The 17305-nt window shown below is 68.1% G+C and carries 16 protein-coding genes and 1 pseudogene; 15 read left to right on the top strand and 2 right to left on the bottom strand.

The annotated features are described in order from the left end of the window. The 10 genes and pseudogenes from TF1_RS01520 to TF1_RS01475 all read left to right on the top strand — a co-directional run. On the top strand, positions 1–433 hold a 433-nt coding region (locus TF1_RS01520; protein ID WP_218016126.1), incomplete at its 5' end, for an aromatase/cyclase. Positions 434–468: 35 nt separating this feature from the next. Further along, positions 469–1398 (top strand): annotated as a pseudogene (locus TF1_RS01515) (FAD-dependent monooxygenase); the annotation flags it as partial. Between the two features lie 473 nt (positions 1399–1871). Further along, positions 1872–2639: an SDR family NAD(P)-dependent oxidoreductase gene (locus TF1_RS01510; protein ID WP_061783559.1), complete on the top strand. Its 768-nt coding sequence runs from the start codon at positions 1872–1874 to the stop codon at positions 2637–2639. 37 nt (positions 2640–2676) lie between these two features. Next, on the top strand, positions 2677–3855 hold the full coding sequence (locus TF1_RS01505) for a cytochrome P450 (protein WP_016188547.1): 1179 nt from the start codon (positions 2677–2679) through the stop codon (positions 3853–3855). 28 nt (positions 3856–3883) lie between these two features. Next, entirely contained in the window at positions 3884–4078 is a 195-nt protein-coding gene (locus TF1_RS01500) for a ferredoxin (protein ID WP_011291673.1), read from the top strand. Then, positions 4075–5319 (top strand): NAD(P)/FAD-dependent oxidoreductase, encoded by a 1245-nt coding sequence (locus TF1_RS01495; RefSeq protein WP_061783558.1) that lies wholly within the window; start codon positions 4075–4077, stop codon positions 5317–5319. The genes TF1_RS01500 and TF1_RS01495 overlap by 4 nt, the downstream gene beginning before the upstream one ends. Next, positions 5312–7081, top strand: a complete 1770-nt coding sequence (locus TF1_RS01490) for an acetyl/propionyl/methylcrotonyl-CoA carboxylase subunit alpha (protein WP_061783557.1) — start codon at positions 5312–5314, stop codon at positions 7079–7081. Before TF1_RS01495 ends, TF1_RS01490 begins: the two co-directional genes overlap by 8 nt. Next, the gene (locus tag TF1_RS01485; RefSeq protein ID WP_196794329.1) at positions 7045–8112 is read left to right on the top strand and encodes a ketoacyl-ACP synthase III family protein; all 1068 of its coding nucleotides are present in this window, start codon (positions 7045–7047) and stop codon (positions 8110–8112) included. Before TF1_RS01490 ends, TF1_RS01485 begins: the two co-directional genes overlap by 37 nt. A gap of 34 nt (positions 8113–8146) precedes the next feature. Beyond that, on the top strand, positions 8147–8782 hold the full coding sequence (locus TF1_RS01480; RefSeq protein WP_011291677.1) for an NAD(P)-dependent oxidoreductase: 636 nt from the start codon (positions 8147–8149) through the stop codon (positions 8780–8782). Then, the gene (locus TF1_RS01475; RefSeq protein WP_011291678.1) at positions 8779–9780 is read left to right on the top strand and encodes an acyltransferase domain-containing protein; all 1002 of its coding nucleotides are present in this window, start codon (positions 8779–8781) and stop codon (positions 9778–9780) included. The genes TF1_RS01480 and TF1_RS01475 overlap by 4 nt, the downstream gene beginning before the upstream one ends. Positions 9781–9793: 13 nt before the next feature. Here TF1_RS01475 and TF1_RS01470 read toward each other — a convergent pair whose 3' ends face one another. Then, positions 9794–10450 carry a TetR/AcrR family transcriptional regulator gene (locus TF1_RS01470; protein ID WP_011291679.1) on the bottom strand — a complete coding sequence of 219 codons (657 nt, stop codon included), beginning with the start codon at positions 10448–10450 and terminating at the stop codon, positions 9794–9796. A 102-nt stretch (positions 10451–10552) separates the two neighbouring features. Continuing rightward, on the bottom strand, positions 10553–12070 hold the full coding sequence (locus TF1_RS01465) for an MFS transporter (RefSeq protein ID WP_061783556.1): 1518 nt from the start codon (positions 12068–12070) through the stop codon (positions 10553–10555). Between the two features lie 148 nt (positions 12071–12218). Between TF1_RS01465 and TF1_RS01460 the strand changes: the two genes are divergently transcribed. From TF1_RS01460 to TF1_RS01440, 5 genes are all read left to right on the top strand, one after another. Then, complete coding sequence (locus tag TF1_RS01460; RefSeq protein ID WP_061783555.1) at positions 12219–13331, top strand: acyl-CoA dehydrogenase family protein; 1113 nt, start codon at positions 12219–12221, stop codon at positions 13329–13331. Between the two features lie 103 nt (positions 13332–13434). Further along, entirely contained in the window at positions 13435–14253 is an 819-nt protein-coding gene (locus tag TF1_RS01455) for an SDR family oxidoreductase (RefSeq protein WP_061783554.1), read from the top strand. Continuing rightward, positions 14250–14933, top strand: coding sequence for an NADPH-dependent FMN reductase (locus TF1_RS01450; protein ID WP_011291683.1), 684 nt, complete (start codon positions 14250–14252; stop codon positions 14931–14933). Before TF1_RS01455 ends, TF1_RS01450 begins: the two co-directional genes overlap by 4 nt. Continuing rightward, the gene (locus tag TF1_RS01445; RefSeq protein ID WP_011291684.1) at positions 14923–15396 is read left to right on the top strand and encodes a hemerythrin domain-containing protein; all 474 of its coding nucleotides are present in this window, start codon (positions 14923–14925) and stop codon (positions 15394–15396) included. Before TF1_RS01450 ends, TF1_RS01445 begins: the two co-directional genes overlap by 11 nt. 571 nt (positions 15397–15967) lie before the next feature. After that, complete coding sequence (locus TF1_RS01440) at positions 15968–16657, top strand: response regulator transcription factor (RefSeq protein ID WP_081430405.1); 690 nt, start codon at positions 15968–15970, stop codon at positions 16655–16657. Positions 16658–17305 lie beyond the last annotated feature (648 nt).

The raw sequence follows: 17305 nt of genomic DNA, 5'->3' as shown, positions 1-17305 counted from the left end.
CAAGGACCTCTTCGACTTCATCAACCGGGCCGACCTGTGGGCCGAACGCCTGCCCCACGTGGCCCGGGTGGAACTCACTGAAGACACCCCCGGCCTGCAGATCCTCGAAATGGACACCCGCAGCACCGACGGCACCACCCACACCACCCGGTCGGTGCGGGTCTGCCTCGACAACCAGCGCATCGTCTACAAACAGCTCGTCCTGCCCGCCCTGCTGTCCCTGCACACCGGGCGCTGGACCTTCGTCGAGGACGGCGACAGCACCATCGCCACCTCGCAGCACACCGTGGTGATCAACACCGACCGCATCACCGACGTGCTCGGAGCAGGAGCCGACCTGGCTCAGGCCCGGAAAGCAGTCCGGGAAGCGCTAGGCGCCAACAGCCGAGCCACTCTCGGACTGGCCAAGGCCTACGTCGAGGAACGCCGCTGAGCCGCGACCACTCGGACAGGGGACGGGACTGACACATGAGATCCACGCAGGTACTCGTAGTGGGGGCCGGACCCGTAGGCCTGGCTCTCGCCGGCGAACTCCGCCTCGGCGGAGCCCAGGTCGAGGTGGTGGAGCAGCGCGCAACACCCATGACCGAGTCCCGCGCATCCACGGTGCACGCGCTGAGCGCGGAACTGCTCGACCAGCGCGGCCTGCTGACCGCGCTTGGTCCCCCCGACCCCGTGCGCACCGGGCACTTCGCGGGACTTCCCCTCGACCTCGGCGACGTGCCCTCGCCCCGGGCCGGCGTGTGGAAGGTCCCGCAGACCAGGCTCGAAGCGGTCCTCACCGGGTGGGTCCACGGCCTCGGGGCCGTAGTGCGCCGGGGCACCGCGCTGCGCAGCCTCCGCCAAGACGCGGACGGGGTGGAAGCCCGCCTCGAAGGCCCGTCCGGTCCGGAGACCGTGCGCGCCGACTATGTGGTGGGCTGCGACGGCCAAGACAGCACGGTGGCCCGAGTCGGCGGGTTCGACCTGGCCGGCACCGGACCCCAACGCCACCTGCTCCGCGCCGACCTCACCGGTGTCGACGTCCCCACGCGACGGTTCGAACGGCATCCCCGCGGCCTCGCCGTCTCAGCCACCGACCCCAGCGGCCTCACCCGCATCATGGTCCACCGCCGCAACTGGGGGCCCGCCAACGACGCCGGGCCCCCAGCCCCCGACGACATCATCGACGCCTGGCACGACGTCACCGGGGACGACCTGTCCGGAGCCCGCGTGGTGTGGGCCGACAGGTTCGACGACACGTGCCTGCACGCCACCCGCTACCGCAACGGGCGGATCCTCCTGGCAGGGGACGCCGCGCACCGGCAGATGCCCGTGGGCGGCCAAGCGCTCAACCTCGGCCTGCACGACGCCTTCAACCTCGGCTGGAAACTGGCGGCGCACGTGACCGGACGGGCCCCCGACTGGCTCCTCGACAGCTACGACGAGGAACGCAGACCCGAAGCGGCACGCACCCTCGCCCTCATCAGAGCGCAAACCCTGCTCCTGCTCGGCGGCCCCGAAGTGGAACCGCTGCGCACCCTCCTCGCGGAACTCATGGCATACCCGGCGGTACGCCGACAGCTCGCCCTGCGGATCAGCGGACTCCACATCCGCTACGGTTCGCCCACCCCTCCAGACCCGGCAGTCGGCCGCCGACTCCCACCCGACCTGCTCGGCCCCGCCGACCAGGAACGCCTGCGCACCCTGCTGGCGACCGGGCGGGGCGTGCTGCTCGACCGGGGCAAAGCAGGCTGGCTGCTGCTGCGCCCCGACGGGTACACGGCGGCCGCCGGAACAGCCGACACCGATCCAGCACCGGAACTCGCCCGGTGGTTCCCCGCCGACCCCCGCCCCGTCCCCCACCCTCACCACCGGCCAGGAGGACTCCCATGGGCAGATGTGACGGAAAAGTCGCGCTCGTCACCGGAGCCGACCGAGGCATCGGAAAAGCCATCGCCCACCGGCTGGCCCAGGAAGGAGCGACCGTCGCCGTCCACTACGGGTTCAGCGCGGACCAAGCCGACCAAGTCGTCCACGAGATCACGGAGCGGGGAGGGACAGCCGTCGCCGTCCACACCCTCTTCGGCAGGCCGGACGACGGGGAACGCCTCCGCTCCGCCCTGACCGAACAGCTCGCCACAGTCCTCGGCGCAGCAACCGCCCCACGAGTAGACATCCTGGTCAACAACGCCGCCACCGAGGTGACCGCCCCGCCCTCCGACCTCGACCCGGCCGACGTCGACCACCTCATGCGGGTCAACGCCCAAGCACCCCTCCACATCGTGCGCGCCTTGGAACCCCTCATCCCCGACGGGGGCCGGATCATCAACATCTCCAGCGGACTCACCCGGTTCGCCAACCCGCCCGAAGTCGCCAACGCGATGGCTAAAGCCGCCTTGGAGATGGTCACTCTCCACTTCGCGAAACACCTCGGCCCGCGCGGCATCACCGTCAACACCGTCGCCCTCGGAGTCGTAGACACCGGGCATCCGGGACTAGCCGACCCCGCCGTCCGCCGCTCCCTCTCCCAGCTCTCCGTCTTCGGACGGCTCGCCACCCCCGCCGACATCGCACCGATCGTGGCCTTCCTGGCTTCCCCCGAAGCCGGATGGATCACCGGCGCCTGGATCGACGCCACCGGAGGCTCCCTTCTCTGACTCCGCATCCCTGCCCAACCACGCAGAAAGGCACCCGATGACGACCCTCGCCCCCTCCACCGACCTCGACTTCTACTCCGAAGAAGTCATCCTCAACCCGTACGACACCTACCGCAGGCTCCGCGACACCGCCCCCGCAGTGTGGCTGGAGCGCTACCAGGTGTGGGCCGTCACCCGCTACGACGACGTCTACGCGGCCCTCCACGACCACCGCACCTTCGCCTCCGGCTACGGTGTGGCGCTCAACGACCCCCTCAACGAGAAAATGAAGGGCAGCGCCCTCGTCAGCGACCCGCCCTACCACGACCATGTGCGCGGCGTGATGGGCGGCCCCCTCACCCCCAGGGCACTCCGCAAACACCACGACTACTTCCAGGAGCGCGCCGACGCCCTCATCGACCACCTCCTGGAACTCGGCCGTTTCGACGGGGTCCGCGACTTCGCCCAGATCTTCCCGCTGTCCGTCGTCCCCGACCTCCTCGGCTGGCCCGCTGAAGGACGCGAACACTTCCTCGACTGGGCCTCCGCCGGATTCCAAGCCCTCGGCCCCATGAACGAACGGGCGCTGCGCGACCTGCCCACGCTCAAAGGCATGTGGGAGTACATGGCCGAGATCGTCCGCCCAGGACGGCTCGCCCCTGGAAGCTGGGGCGCCGCCCTGGTCGAAGCCGCAGAGAAAGGAGAAGTCGACAAGCAGCTCCTCCCCGCACTCATCGGCGACTACCTGGTGCCGTCCCTCGACACCACCGTCTCCGCCCTGTCCACCATGCTGTGGCAGCTCGGCGAAAACCCCGACCAGTGGCGCATGGTCCGAGAAGACCCCTCCCTCATCCCCAACGTCCTCAACGAGTCCATCCGCTACGAAGCCCCCATCCGCGCCCTGTCCAGATACGTCACCGAAGACACCGAGATCGGCGGCATCCCCCTCGCCCGCGGCAGCCGGGCACTTATGGTCTACGCCTCAGCTAACCGGGACGAACGCCACTGGAAAGACCCCGACACCTTCGACGTCACCCGCAGCAACGCCAACACCCACGTCGGGTTCGGCCACGGCATCCACGGATGCGTCGGACAAGGACTGGCCCGCCTCGAAGGCCACTCCCTCCTCAACGCCCTCGTGCGCAAAGTCGCCCGCATCGAAGTGGGACAGCCCACGTGGCGGGTCCACAACACGATTCGCGCCATGACGACCCTGCCCGTCGAGTTTTCCGCCTGACCTGGCCGATGACGCGGAAAGGAGACCGATGGACATCCACGTCGACTACGCCCGGTGTGAAGGACACGGGCTGTGCGAGGAAGTGGCCTCCTCGCTCTTCCGCCTCGACGACGAAGGCGAACTGGTCACCCTCTTCGACGGGGAACGAGTGCCCGAAGGCTACGAGGACGACGCGATGCGCGCAGTCCGCGCCTGCCCGGTCAGCGCTCTGAGGGCACAATGACCGCGCCCGCCCGCACCAGACGGCTTGTCGTCGTCGGGGCGTCGCTGGCGGGACTGCGCGTAGTGGAGGGGGCCAGGGACGCCGGATTCGACGGCGAGCTGACCCTGATCGGCGACGAACCCGTGGCCCCCTACGACCGCACCGTGCTGTCCACCCGCTTCCTGGAAGACCGCGAAGAACCGCAGACACCGGTGTACCGCCCGGCCGACGACCTGCGCCGCGACTTGGACGTCGACCTGCGCCTGGGGGTGGCCGCCCACACGCTCGACCCCCGGTCCCGGACCGTCCACGCGGGAGGCCACACCATCCCCTACGACGCGCTCGTCATCGCCACCGGGGTGCGGCCCCGCACCCCCGGCTGGGCCGCCAACCTCGCCGGAGTGCACCTGCTGCGCACGGTCGCTGACGCCAGGGCGCTGCGGAAATCCTTGGCCCGTTCCCGCCGCGTCGTGGTCGTCGGCGGAGGCTTCATCGGTTCCGAGGTTGCCTCCAGCGCGCGAACCCTGGGCCTGCACGTCACCATCGTCGAAGCCAGGGACGTCCCCTTCGCCGCAGCATTGGGGGAGACAGCCGGACGCCTCTGCGCCGCCCTGCACCGCGCCCACGGCACCGAACTCCGCTGCGGGGTGACCGTCACCGCGCTCGACGGGACAGGACGCGTCGAGAAAGTCCTGCTCTCCGACGGATCTGTCCTCAAAGCCGACACGGTCGTCGTCGGCGTGGGCTCCCACCCCAACACGGAGTGGCTGAAAGGCTCAGGTGTCGCGTGCACCGACGGAGTGGAATGCGACGCCGCGCTGCGCACCACCGTGCCCGGGGTGTACGCGGTGGGGGACGTTGCCCGCTGGTTCAACCCGTGGCTGGGCAGGAAAGTCCGCGTCGAACACTGGACGAACGCGGCCCACCAGGCAGCCGCCGTCGCCCGCGGGATCGCCACCGGCCAACCGGACACCCCCCACGCGTCCATCCCCTACTTCTGGAGCGACTGGTACGGCCGGCGGATCCAGTTCATCGGAGAGCCGACCGCCGACGAGACCGCCGTCGTCGGCGACCCCGCCCGGGGAGAGTTCGCCTGCCTCTACCGCACAGGCGAGCGGATCACCGGGGCCCTCACCGTGGGCGGCAAAGGCGCCATCGCCAGATACCGCACCGCCATCCGCCGACGCGCTGCCTGGCAGGACGTCCTCCACACCGCCCTGGACCGCGCGAAGACCGTGCAGACAGGAGGAACACGTGCGTAGAGTCCTGATCGCCAACCGTGGAGAGATCGCGGTGCGGATCGCCCACGCGTGTCGGGAGGCAGGACTGGTCAGCATCGCCGTGTACGCTGACGCGGACCGGGACGCCCTGCACGTCCGCGCCGCCGACGAAGCCTACGCGCTGCACGGCGAGACCGCAGCCGACACCTACCTCAACATCAGCAAACTCCTTGCCGTAGCCGCCGCCAGCAAAGCAGATGCAGTCCACCCCGGGTACGGGTTCCTCGCCGAGAACGCCGCGTTCGCCCAGGCTGTGCGCGAGGCCGGACTCACCTGGATCGGTCCGAGCGCCGAAACGATCGCACTGCTCGCCGACAAGGTCGCCGCACGCCGCATCGCCTGCGACGTGGGAGTCCCCGTCATGCCGGGAACCGGTCGGCCCGTGACCACAGCAGCAGAAGTCGCCGACTTCGCCCGCAGCCACGGATACCCGGTCGCGGTCAAAGCCGCCCACGGGGGCGGCGGCCGCGGGATGCGCATCGTCCACGACACCCGGCAGATTCCCGAGCTGCTGGAAGCAGCGGTACGCGAAGCCGCCAGCGCCTTCGGCCGCGGAGACTGCTTCGTGGAACGCTACGTGGCCCGCCCGCGCCACGTAGAAACCCAGTGCCTGGCCGACGCGCACGGCAATGTCGCCGTCCTGTCCACCCGAGACTGCTCGATCCAACGCCGCCACCAGAAGCGCGTGGAGGAAGCCCCGGCGCCGGGGCTCACCCCGCACCAGTGGGAGCTCCTCCGCGAAGGGTCCGCAGCCATCCTCCGCACAACCGGATACGTGGGTGCCGCCACATGCGAGTTCCTCCTGGCGGAGGACGGCACCCTGTCCTTCCTCGAAGTCAACACCCGACTGCAGGTGGAGCACCCCGTCACCGAAGAAGTCACCGGGGTCGACCTCGTCCAGGAAATGCTCCGGATCGCCGACGGGCAGCGGCTGGAACGCACCGACTTCCCGGTGCACGGCCATGCCGTGGAGTTCCGCATCACCGCGGAAGACCCCCACCGCGGCTTCGCCCCGGTCGCGGGCCGTCTCGACCAGCTCGTCTTTCCCACCGGACCGGGAATCCGAGTGGATACCGGATACCAGCAGGGCGACACCGTCCCCCCGCACTTCGACTCGCTCATCGCGAAACTCATCGTCCGAGGGGACACTCGCGCACACGCCCTCGCCCGGGCACGGCGCGCCCTCGCCGACGTCACGGTCGCCGGCGTCCCCACCCTCCTCCCGTTCCACCGGGCCCTGCTGGACACCCCGGAATTCACGGCGGACGTGCCACGCATCCACACCCGCTGGGTGGAAACCAGCTTCCCTTTCCACCTGCTTGAAGAACTACCCCGGGGCACGGCACCCGCGCAGGCGCCCCCCAGCGAATCCCGCGAACGGGTCCTGGTCGAGGTCAACGGCCAGCGGTTCGAAGTCAGCGTGCCCACGGCACGGTCCACCACCGCTGTCCTCCCTCGCCCGCGCCGAGCAGCGAGGACCAGCCCGCCCCCGCGCGGCGGGTCCCGCGCCGGAACCGCGGTAACCGCGCCCACCCCCGCAACCGTGGTGAAGGTCGTCGTCGCCGACGGGGACGCTGTACAGCCGGGAGACACCCTCCTCCTCGTGGAAGCGATGAAAATGGAGCAGCCCATCACCGCCCACCGCGCCGGGATCGTCCGCGGGCTCGCCGTGGAAGCCGGCACACCGGTCGCGCAAGGAGACCTCGTGTGCGAGATCGTGGACGCGCCGGAGGCAGACCGGTGAGCACGGGGATCAGCATCGCCGCCAGCGCATCGTGGCTGCCGCGCCGCGTGCGGACCAAGGATGCCGAAGCCCGCGGAGAATGCCCGCCGGGCACGGAAGAACAGCTCGGCGTGGAATCCGTGACCGTGTCCGACGGGCTGTCCGGACCGGAGATGGCAGCCCGCGCCGCCCGGATCGTCATGGCGCGCTCCGGCGCCTCCCCCAGCGACATCCGGCTGGTCCTCCACGCCAGCATCTACTACCAGGGCCAAGAACTGTGGGCCCCCGCCTCCTACGTGCAGCGGGCCGCCGTAGGCAACGACTGCCCCGCCTTCTGGCTGGGCCAAGTGTCCAACGGCGGCATGGGGGCCATGGACCTCGCAGCCACCCACCTCGCAGCCGCCCCGGAATCCTCCAGCGTGCTCATCACCACCGGCGACCGCTTCTCCCCGCCGGGCTTCGACCGGTGGAACAGCGATCCCGGCACCGTCTACGCCGACGGGGGCACTGCCCTGCTCCTCACCCGGGGACGCGGGTTCGCCCGACTGCTCAGCATCGCGTCGACCTCGCGTCCCGAACTGGAGGCCATGCACCGCGGCACGGCACCCTTCGGCACGGTCCCTTTCACCTACCGGGACCGGGTCGACCTGGGCGCCTGCAAAGACGAGTTCATCGCGGAGGCCGGACGCTCCTTCACCCTCGCGCAGATGGCGGACGGGCAGCGCCAAGCGGTGAAGGATGCGCTGGCCCGCTCAGGCACCGAACTGGCCGACATCGACTGGTTCGTCCTTCCCCACCTGGGGCGACGGCGGCTGTCCGCCACTTTTTTCGTCCCCTTCGGAATCGACCCGGAGCGTTCGACCTGGCGTTGGGGCCGAACCGTGGGGCACCTCGGCGCAGGAGACCAGTTCTCCGGACTCACCTATCTGGTGGAAAGCGGGGCAGCCCAGCCTGGGCAGCGGATCCTCATGGCCGGGGTAGGCGCCGGGTTCAGTTGGACGTGCGCGGTGGTCGAGATCGAAGACCGTCCCCCGTGGGCGGTAGCGGCCTGATCCGGGGCACCGCAAAAAAGAACGGAGCAGAACCATGAAACTCATCGTGTTCGGCGCCACCGGGCGGACGGGAACCCACCTGGTGCACCAGGCGCTGGAACGAGGGCACCAGGTGACGGCAGTAGCCCGAGACCCCTCCCGAATCTCCCTGGAACACGAAGCCTTGACCACGGTCAAAGCGGACGTGACGTCGGTCGAGGCACTGCGCCCCCTGCTCTACGGACAGGACGCGGTGCTGTCCGCGCTCGGCGCGCGCCGCAACCGGGAAGCGGGGATCGTCGCCCAGGCAAGCCGGGCGGTGGTGAGCGCCATGAAGGAGAGCGGAACCCGCAGAATCCTGGTGGTGAGCGCGGCCCCGGTCGGACCGTCCCCCAAGGGAGAGAAGTTCGCTATCCGCTTCCTCCTCACCCCCCTGGTCCGTCTCGCCTTCGCCCCCCAGTACGCCGACCTGGCAGAAATGGAGGAAGAACTCGCGGCCTCAGGGCTGGATTGGACGGTGGTGCGTCCGCCGCGGCTGCTGGACGGGCCCGGCACCGGCACCTATCGGAGTGCGCTGGGATCGAACGTGCCCAACGGCACTTCGATCACCCGCGCTGATCTTGCCCGCGCCCTGCTGGACATGCTGACCAACGACGCCACGGTGGGCCAGGTCGTGGGGGTGGCGCAGTGAACCAGCATGTCCTCGCACCCCCTGTGGCGCTGCTCCTTCCCGGGCAAGGCGCCCAATACCGGAGGATGGGGGCGGCGCTCCACGGATACGACCGGGTGTTCACCGAGGTGATGGACGAGTTCCTGGAGCTGCTCGGCGCGGACGGGGAGCGGCTGCGGGAACTGTGGCTGACCGGCGAGCCCGCCGACGGTGTCCACGACGGCCTCAACGCCCAGCCCTTACTGTTCGGGGTGGCCTACGCGGCAGCGAAAAGCCTGGAGCACCGGGGCCTGCGACCAGCCGTCCTGCTCGGCCACAGCATCGGCGAATTGTGTGCGGCAACCCTCGCCGGCGTGTGGGATCTTCCCGCGGCCGCCCGGATCCTTGCGGCCCGCTCCTCGTCCCTGGGGAAGGCGCCCCGTGGCGGCATGCTGGCGGTGGCGGCAGCCCCTGACACCGTTGAACCGCTCATCCCCGCCGAGTGCGCCCGTGCGGGGGTGGCCGTCGGCGCCGTCAACGGGGCCGCCCAGACGGTCCTGGCCGGTCCGGAGGCTGAGCTCGCCGCCACCGACGCGGTCCTCAAAGCCAAAGGGATGACGACGCGTGCGGTCAGAACCGCACAGCCGTTCCACTCGCCTGCCATGGCTGAAGCGGCACGCGTGTTCCAGGAGGCTATCGCCGCCGAGCAGCGCAACAGTCCCGCGATTCCCCTCGTCTCCTCGCTGACCGCAGAACCGGTCACTGAACAACAAGCGCTCGACCCCGGATTCTGGGCGTCGCAGATGTCGCGGCCTGTCCTGTTTTGGCCGGCGTTGCAGGCGCTCGACCGGCGCGGCGCACACACCTATGTGGAAGTCGGACCGGGCAAGGGCCTTGCCGCCGCGGCACGGCGGCTGCCTACCGTGCTGGAGGGGAGCAGCCGGGTCGTCTCCACGCTTCCTTCGGAACGCGGGGACACGGTCGCCACATGGGAGTCCGCGCTGGCTGCGCTAGCGTCAGCCGGGCACCTAGCCGGGTGAGCATCGGAACAGGTCAAGTTCTGTCCTGCTTTTCTTCTGTGCTGTCTGTGCCCTCCTCGACGGCGATGAGGGCACGGATAGCGGGAGCAGCCACTCGGAGCACATCGTCCAGTTCCGCTTCGGCCAGGCCGGGAATGCGCAGCAGATAGCGGCCGCTGGCGATTCCCATCATCATGGCGGCGAAGAGTCCGGCCCGCAGCTCAGGGTCGGGTCCTTTCATGTGCTTCATCACCCGTTCCACGGAATGCGTGGTGATATGCGAGCGCAGCAGGTCAGCCGCCTCCTTGTTGGTCATGCTCACCCGCAGCAGCACCGCCATGGGACTGTGGGGGTCCCTCGCCCAAGCGGAGAGCATGGAACGCAAATAGTTCTCGGCAGACTGGTCGGGGGCGTCCGCGGTGAGTTCGTCGATGGGGATCGTCCAGTACACGCATTCGCGGAAAAGCTGCTCTTTGCTGCCGAAATACTTGATGACCGAGGATTTGTCGGAGTTCGCCTCCGCGGCGATCATGCGGAGTGTCGCCTTCTCGTAGCCGACCTCGGCGAAACACTTCCGCGCCGCGGCCAGGATCCGCCGCCGGGCGCGCAGCCCTTTGGCCGTCCACGGGCGCTTGTCAGGTGAGTCCGGTGAAGCAAGGGGATCGTGGTCCCATGACACCTGGCCAGTCATTGCGCTACCGCCTTCCGTTCTTGGAGTGTGCCTGTCCCACCTAGATACCGGTACGCGTCCTTGCAGGCCCCTGCAAGGACGCGCCGCAGGTCTTCTCCCAGGTCAGGCCTTTCTGTCCGGTCGGGCGGCGGGGCCTGGTGTGGTCATCAGGGACGCGACGAGGAGCAGGGCAAGGGCGTAAAGGCCGGCACCGACGAGGAAAGCCCAGCCGAAGCCGTGGGTGAGTGCCTCGGATGCCTGCACGACCAGAGCGATCTCTCCCTGCTGTCGCCCCTGCTGGAGAAGAGCAGTGGCGTCGGGGAGGAGCGAGTGCGTTCCGGTCAGGGCCACGGTGCTCAGCACTGCTAGGCCGAGGGCCCCGCCGACCTGCATGCCGGCGTTGAGGATACCTGAGGCGATACCCGACTGGCCGGGCTCGACGCCGCTCAACGCCCCCAAGGTGAGGGGGACGACGCTCAGTCCGAGTCCGACACTGGTGAGGACCATCGCCGGCATGAGGTGCAGCAGGTAGGAGGAACCGGGGGAGATCTGGGAGAAGACCACCATGCCGAGGGTGGCGGCAGCCAGGCCGGGCACGATCACGGTGCGGGGGGAGAACCGGCCGAGCAGCCGGGGGCCGAGGATGCCCGAGGCCACGCCCATGCCGGTCGCGAAGGGAAGGTACGCCAGGCCGGTGGTCATCGCATCCCAGCCCTGTACCTGCTGCATGAAGAGCGTGAGGAAGTAGTAGGTGGCGAACATGCCGCCGCCCACCAGCAGCATCGTGGCGTAGGCGGCTCCCCGGTTGCGGTCGCGGAGCAGACCCAAGGGCATCATCGGGTGCGGGCTGCGCGACTGGATGACGAGGAAGCAGGACAGGAGCAGCAGAGCGGCAAGGCCCGCGCCGAGGGTCACCGGGTCGGACCAGCCCGCATCCCCGCCGCGGACGATGGCGTAGACGAGGACGAGAAGCCCGAGGCTGCCGGTGAGCGCGCCGGGAAGGTCAAGCCGTCCCTGGACCCGGGAGCCTTCCACCAGGACTCCGGTCCCGGCCAGGACGGCCAGGCAGATGGGGATGTTGACGAATAGCACCCAGCGCCAGTTGAGGAATTCGGTCAGGAGGCCGCCGAGCAGCAGGCCGATGATCGAGCCGAGGCCGGACATCGCCCCGTACACGCCCATGGCCCGGTTGCGGCTGGGGCCTTCCGCAAAGGTGGTGGCGATCAGGGAGAGGGCCGTGGGCGCGGCAATAGCGGCGGCGACCCCCTGGCAGGCGCGGGCGGCGATGAGAACCGTTTCCTGGGTGGCAAGCCCGCCGGCAAGGGAGGCAGCAGCGAAGAGGGCTAGCGAGAAACGGAAGACCCTCCGCCGCCCCCAAAGGTCACCGATCCTCCCGCCGAGCAGCAGGAGGCCGCCGAAGGTCAGGGCGTAGGCGTTGACTACCCAGGACAGTCGCCCGGCCGGGATGTCGAGCGCGGTCTGCACGCTCGGCAGCGCAATGTTCATGATCGTGCCGTCCAGCACGAGCATGAGCTGCGTGGCCGCGATGAGGGTGAGAGCGATGCCGGTACGAGGCGTCTGCTGCGGACCGGCCTGCTCAGGGGCGCTTTGTGTGGACTGTGAGTGCGGCGTGGTGACCATAAAAGACTCCAGGCGTCAGGGAAGGCCGCCATGAAAAAGCGGACAGTCGGTATGCAAAAAAGCGTACAAGAGGTTGTTTTTTGGTGCCAGGCTTTCTAGCATCAACCCGTCGGCGAAAGTCGCCGCACCCTTTCCGAAGGGATGCACGATGCCCTCTGCCGCAGACCGACGCCCCCCAATCGAACAGCTCACCGCCCTCGCTTCCGCTACCGCAGCCCAAACTGACCTGGATCGACGCGTACCCCCCGAGACCATCGACCTCCTCACCGACGCCGGCTTCTTCCGCTGGTCAGTGCCGGCCGACTACGGCGGAGCCGCAGGTTCCTTCACCGACCTGGCCCGCCACGTGGTCCACCTGTCCCGGCACTGCCCCTCCACCGGGTGGCTCGCCTCGCTCTTCGGGCACTCCGGCCGCTACGTCGCCTGCCTGCCTGAAGAAGGCCGGAAAGAAGTGTGGGGCAGCAGCCCCGACGTCCGGATCGTCAGCGTCGTCAAACCGCTCGGCCGCGCCACCCGCGTAGCGGGCGGCTGGCGCCTGAGCGGCCGGTGGACCTACGCCAGCGGGGTGGAGTACTCCGACTGGGCCCTCCTCGCCGGGCCCGCGCAAGGACCCGGATCCGACGGCGGCCCACCGCGCTTCTTCGCTGTCCCGCGCAGCGACTACACCTACGAGGACACGTGGCACACCCTGGGCATGCGCGGGACGGGAAGCCACGACATCGTCATCGACGACGCCTTCGTCCCCGACCACCGCACCTGTCTTCGCGAAGACGCCATGCAAGGGCCCACCGCGGAAGGGGACCGCCGCTACGCACCCACCCTGGCCGTCAACGGCCTCACCTTCGTCACCCCCGCGCTGGGGGCTGCGCTCGGCGCACTCGACGCGGCCCTGCCCCTGCTCAAAGGCCCCGCAGCCGGCCCCCGGGCAGCCTCACACCAGGCGTACCAGATCGCCTACGCCCGCGCCGCGGGACAGATCGACGCGGCACGTCTCCTTCTGGACCGGGTCGCCGAAACCGCAGACGCAGGCCGGTTCACCCCCGAACTCGTGCAGCGGAGCAGGCGAGACTCCGCCCTCGCCCTGGAAATGCTGACCTCTGCCGTCGACGCGCTCGCCCGCACCGGCGGTACCCGCGGACAGGCCGACAGCCACCCCTTGCAGAGGTACTGGCGCGACGTCCGGTCCGTGTCCGGACACGCGGTCATGCAGTTCGAACAGGCCGGTCTCGCCTACACGCAGAGCCTTCTTGCCGCAGGCTGACCCCCCTTTTCCAGCACGGGGCCGCCGCACCACAACAGCAGCATGCGGGAAGAGCGGCCCCCGTTGACGGTGCGATGAACCCACAAGGAAAGGCAGAGAGACCATGATTTTGGTGACCGGGGCGACCGGGCATGTAGGACGGCCGCTCACCCAGATGCTGGTCGACGCCGGGGCCCAGGTGCGGGCGGTGAGCCGGGCCCCGGAGAAGGCGGCCCTGCCGCCTTCCGTCGAAGTCGTGCCGAATACCGACCCGCCGCTGGACGGTGTGGAAGCAGTCTTCATCAACCTCGCTGCCCTCCCGGAAGGACCGGAGAAAATCGTGGCCCGCGCCAAAGAGGCGGGGGTGCGACGCCTGGTCGGCCTCTCGTCCTACTCCGTCCTCGACGACAATCCCCGCAACGCGATCGCTGTCCGCCACCGGGAGCTCGAACGGGTCGTCGTGGACAGCGGCCTGGAATGGGTGCTGCTCCGCCCTGCGGGCGGGTTCGCCACGACCGCCCTGGAATGGCGGGACCAGATCCGCGAGCGCGGCGTGGTCCGCGGGCCGTTCGCCCGAGCCCACTCCGCCCCCCTCCACGAAAAAGACATCGCCGAGGTGGCGGCTCTTGCCCTGCTCACCGACAAGCTGCTCGGCACCCGGCCCATGTTCAGCGGCCCCGAGTCGGTGACCTATGAGGAGCGGGCACGCCTGATCGGGGAAGCCCTGGGCCGCGAGATCGTCTTCGAAGAGATCTCCGCGGAAGAGGCCGTGGAGGAGTGGGTGCGCGCAGGAATCCCTCTCGGAGCGGCCCGGGCGCGGATCCACATGTTCGCGCAGCTTGTCGACCGCCCCCACGAGATCTCCCCGCTGGAACCCATCACGGGTAAACGGGGCCGGACCTTCGCCCAGTGGGCGATCGACCACGTCGGTGATTTCAGGTGATCTCCCGGACAGGTCGGCCCACCGCGGGGCATGCCGAGGGGAGCAGACGCGAGCCTCCCCTTCGCCTCGTAGTGGTGGTGGCGAGCGCGCGCAAAGGCAGAAACGGCGGGTGCGTCGCACAGTGGTTCCTGGAGCAGACCACGGGGCGGTCCGAGCTGGAGGTCGACACGGTGGACACCGCGGTCTTCCCGCTGCCGCCTGAACCGCACCGCGACCCCGACCCCACAACAGTCCAAGTGCTCTCTCGGCTGACTCCACGGCTGCGCCGCGCAGACATGTTCGTGTTCGTCGTCCCCGAATACAACCGCAGCTTTCCCGCTTCCGTGAAGTCGCTGATCGACTGGCACACCGCAGAGTGGGAGGCCAAGCCCGTGGGTTTCGTCTCCTACGGGGGCAGGTCTGGCGGGCTGCGCGCGGTGGAGCACTTGGGACAGGTCTTCACGGAACTCCACGCCGTCACTGTCCGGAACACCGTGAGCTTCCACAGTGTCGAGGAGCAGTTCGACTCGGAGGGACGCCCCAAGTCCCCCGAGGCTTGTGCAGTCGCGGCTCAGAACCTGCTCGACCAGCTCGTGTGGTGGGGGAGGGCGCTGCGTCGCGCTAGGGAAGAGAGCCCTTACCGGGGATCCGCCCGCGATATCCGCTCACAGATGATTGAGGAACCCCAATATGTCCGATAACGCCAAGGTTCGGTTTGGCGACAAGCTCGTTCAGGTGCACAACGAGCTGCGCTCGTGGATTCGCGCCATCCAAGAAGAGATCGAGGAATTCCTCGACGAGCGCGACAAGCTGGACTCGGGAGAGAAAACCGTCCCGACCCTGGCGTACCAGTTGCGTAAGAATTGCCTCGACTTCTGCCACCAGTTGCACGGACACCACGTCACTGAAGACGAGCGGTTCTTTCCCGCGTTGGAGGAGCAGTTCCCGGAGCTTCGTCCGCAACTAGAACGGATGAGGCAGGAGCACACAGTCGTCGCCGATCTGATCTCTCGAATTAGGGCGACTGTTTCCGAGGCGGGCGACGGAGATGCCGAGAAAACGAAGAAGGAGTTGGCGTCGCTCGTAGCACTCCTGGAGGACCATCTGGACTACGAGGAGAAATACATCGTTGAAGCGATGAACAACCTTCCCTCCACCGTCTGACGACCTGCTGGGGCCGTCAAGCATCAGTAAGGGGTGCAGCTCAGCGTCCGCGCGTCCGCGCAGGCGCTGAGCTTTTCTATTCCGTTGGGGGAGAGGCCAGGAAACGGTGGGGAAGGTACACAGAAAGGCTGTAGTCGAGCGGAAGAGAGCTCGATAGAAGACGGTGTTTTCAGTGCGCGCTGCAGGTTGCTAAACATCATCGACCATTGGTCAGATTCTTGGAACTAATATCATCCACACCTGTCTGATGTTCCGACGTCCGGATCTGGTCTTCTTTCGGAAGAGCTCTGGTTTTTATTGTCTTCTTACGGTCGCTTCCCTAGCGCGCGGATAATGACCCCTTCTGGGCTTTGATTCCTCGATAGGCGCGCGAAAGATCGAGCTATTTTATCGTTCAGCCAACGTGTGTGATTTATGTCACATTTGGACTCTTTGTGATCAGGATAAGATTTCAAAAGTCCCATATATGAGTTTGGTCATCGTTTGGGTTAGTTGCGAACTTTTGAGTTGAATTTCTTGGTGTACCTCGTCCGCATTCCCTTTGTCAAGAGTGCTCTGATCCGAGGTTGTTGTGCGCGTATTGCTAGTGGACAGTGATCAGGAAATGGTAAGAGCGGTATCGAAAGATCTGCAGGAGGCCGGCTTCGACGTGCGAGCCGCTGCCACGGGAGCGGGAGCACTGGCCCGCCACAGGGAAGCCGACGTCGTCCTCTTGGAGGTCTCCCTTCCCGATCTCGACGGATTCCAGGTCTGCCAGAGGATCCGCTCTCGCTCTTCCGTGCCCATCATTTTCCACAGCGTCAAGGCCACCGAGCGGGACCGCGTGCTTGGACTGAAACTCGGCGCCGACGACTACGTGGTCAAACCCTGCGGCACCTGGGAACTGGCCGCCCGAGTAGAAGCAGTGCTCCGCAGAGCAAGGGTCGCGGAAGTCCGGATTCCCCGGCAGGACCGGGGAGGCGTTGCCGTTGTGGGACCACTGCGCGTCGACCTCAACCAGCGCCAGGTCGAAGTCGGGGGCAGAAAAGTACCGCTGACCTACAAGGAATTCGAGCTGTTACGAGTCTTGATTGAACGCCCTGGGCACGTCGTCAGCCGGGCAGAGATTATGCACAAGGTATGGGGCTACACCCCGGAAAGCGATACGAGGACCCTCGGCGTGCACATGGTCTCCCTGCGAAGAAAGCTCGCGCTGCCGTCGCTGATCGAGACAGTGCGCGGCGTGGGCTACCGGATCACCAGCGAGTTCGCGGCCGGATAGCCGACACACCCCCACCGAGCCCTACCCCTCCGCAGCGTGAAAGCCGGGCGAGCCTCCCCAAGCTTCGGAAGAGCGGTCCAGCGGATCAGCGCAGAGCCCATCGAAAAGCTCTTCCCGCCAGGCAGGGAGTGCTGAGCACACCAGGGGCAGACCCGGCAGATTCCCGAAGCACCCAGGCACGCGGCCATAGCGGAACGCACCGGCGACCAGAACAGGAGAACACGAGAGTGCCGAGCCGAGTCCGCCCCCAGACTGAAGGGGAACAGCAACGATTCCATGCGGTCCCACACCACGTTCTTCCGGCAGTTTCGATCGGACGCGCCGCGAGTGGACCGAGTATTGAGGAATCCTGCGAAGCTGCGAGACCGGGAGCAGCAGCCTCGTGACCCTCTGGCGTCCGTCTGGCGACGTGCGCGAGCGTAGCCGGGGCATCCGGTGGACACGGGCCGGGCAGCAGGGACGACAACGGGACGGCGGGCACCATGCACCGCGCTGATGGCCGCACCAGCGTAGGGTGCTCTCCACGGCAGCAGGTGCCCTCCGGCAGCACCAGGGCGGCCCAGGGCACAAGACCGACGTCTCAGAGTCACTGGTGTTCCAGGGCAGCGGAGTCCACGGCAATACGGTTGGAAGGCACTCAGCGCCCCG

It is taken from the genome of Thermobifida fusca NBRC 14071 = JCM 3263 (assembly GCF_001592045.1).
GTDB classification, from domain to species: domain Bacteria; phylum Actinomycetota; class Actinomycetes; order Streptosporangiales; family Streptosporangiaceae; genus Thermobifida; species Thermobifida fusca.
This window is presented reverse-complemented; position numbering and strand designations above follow the sequence as displayed.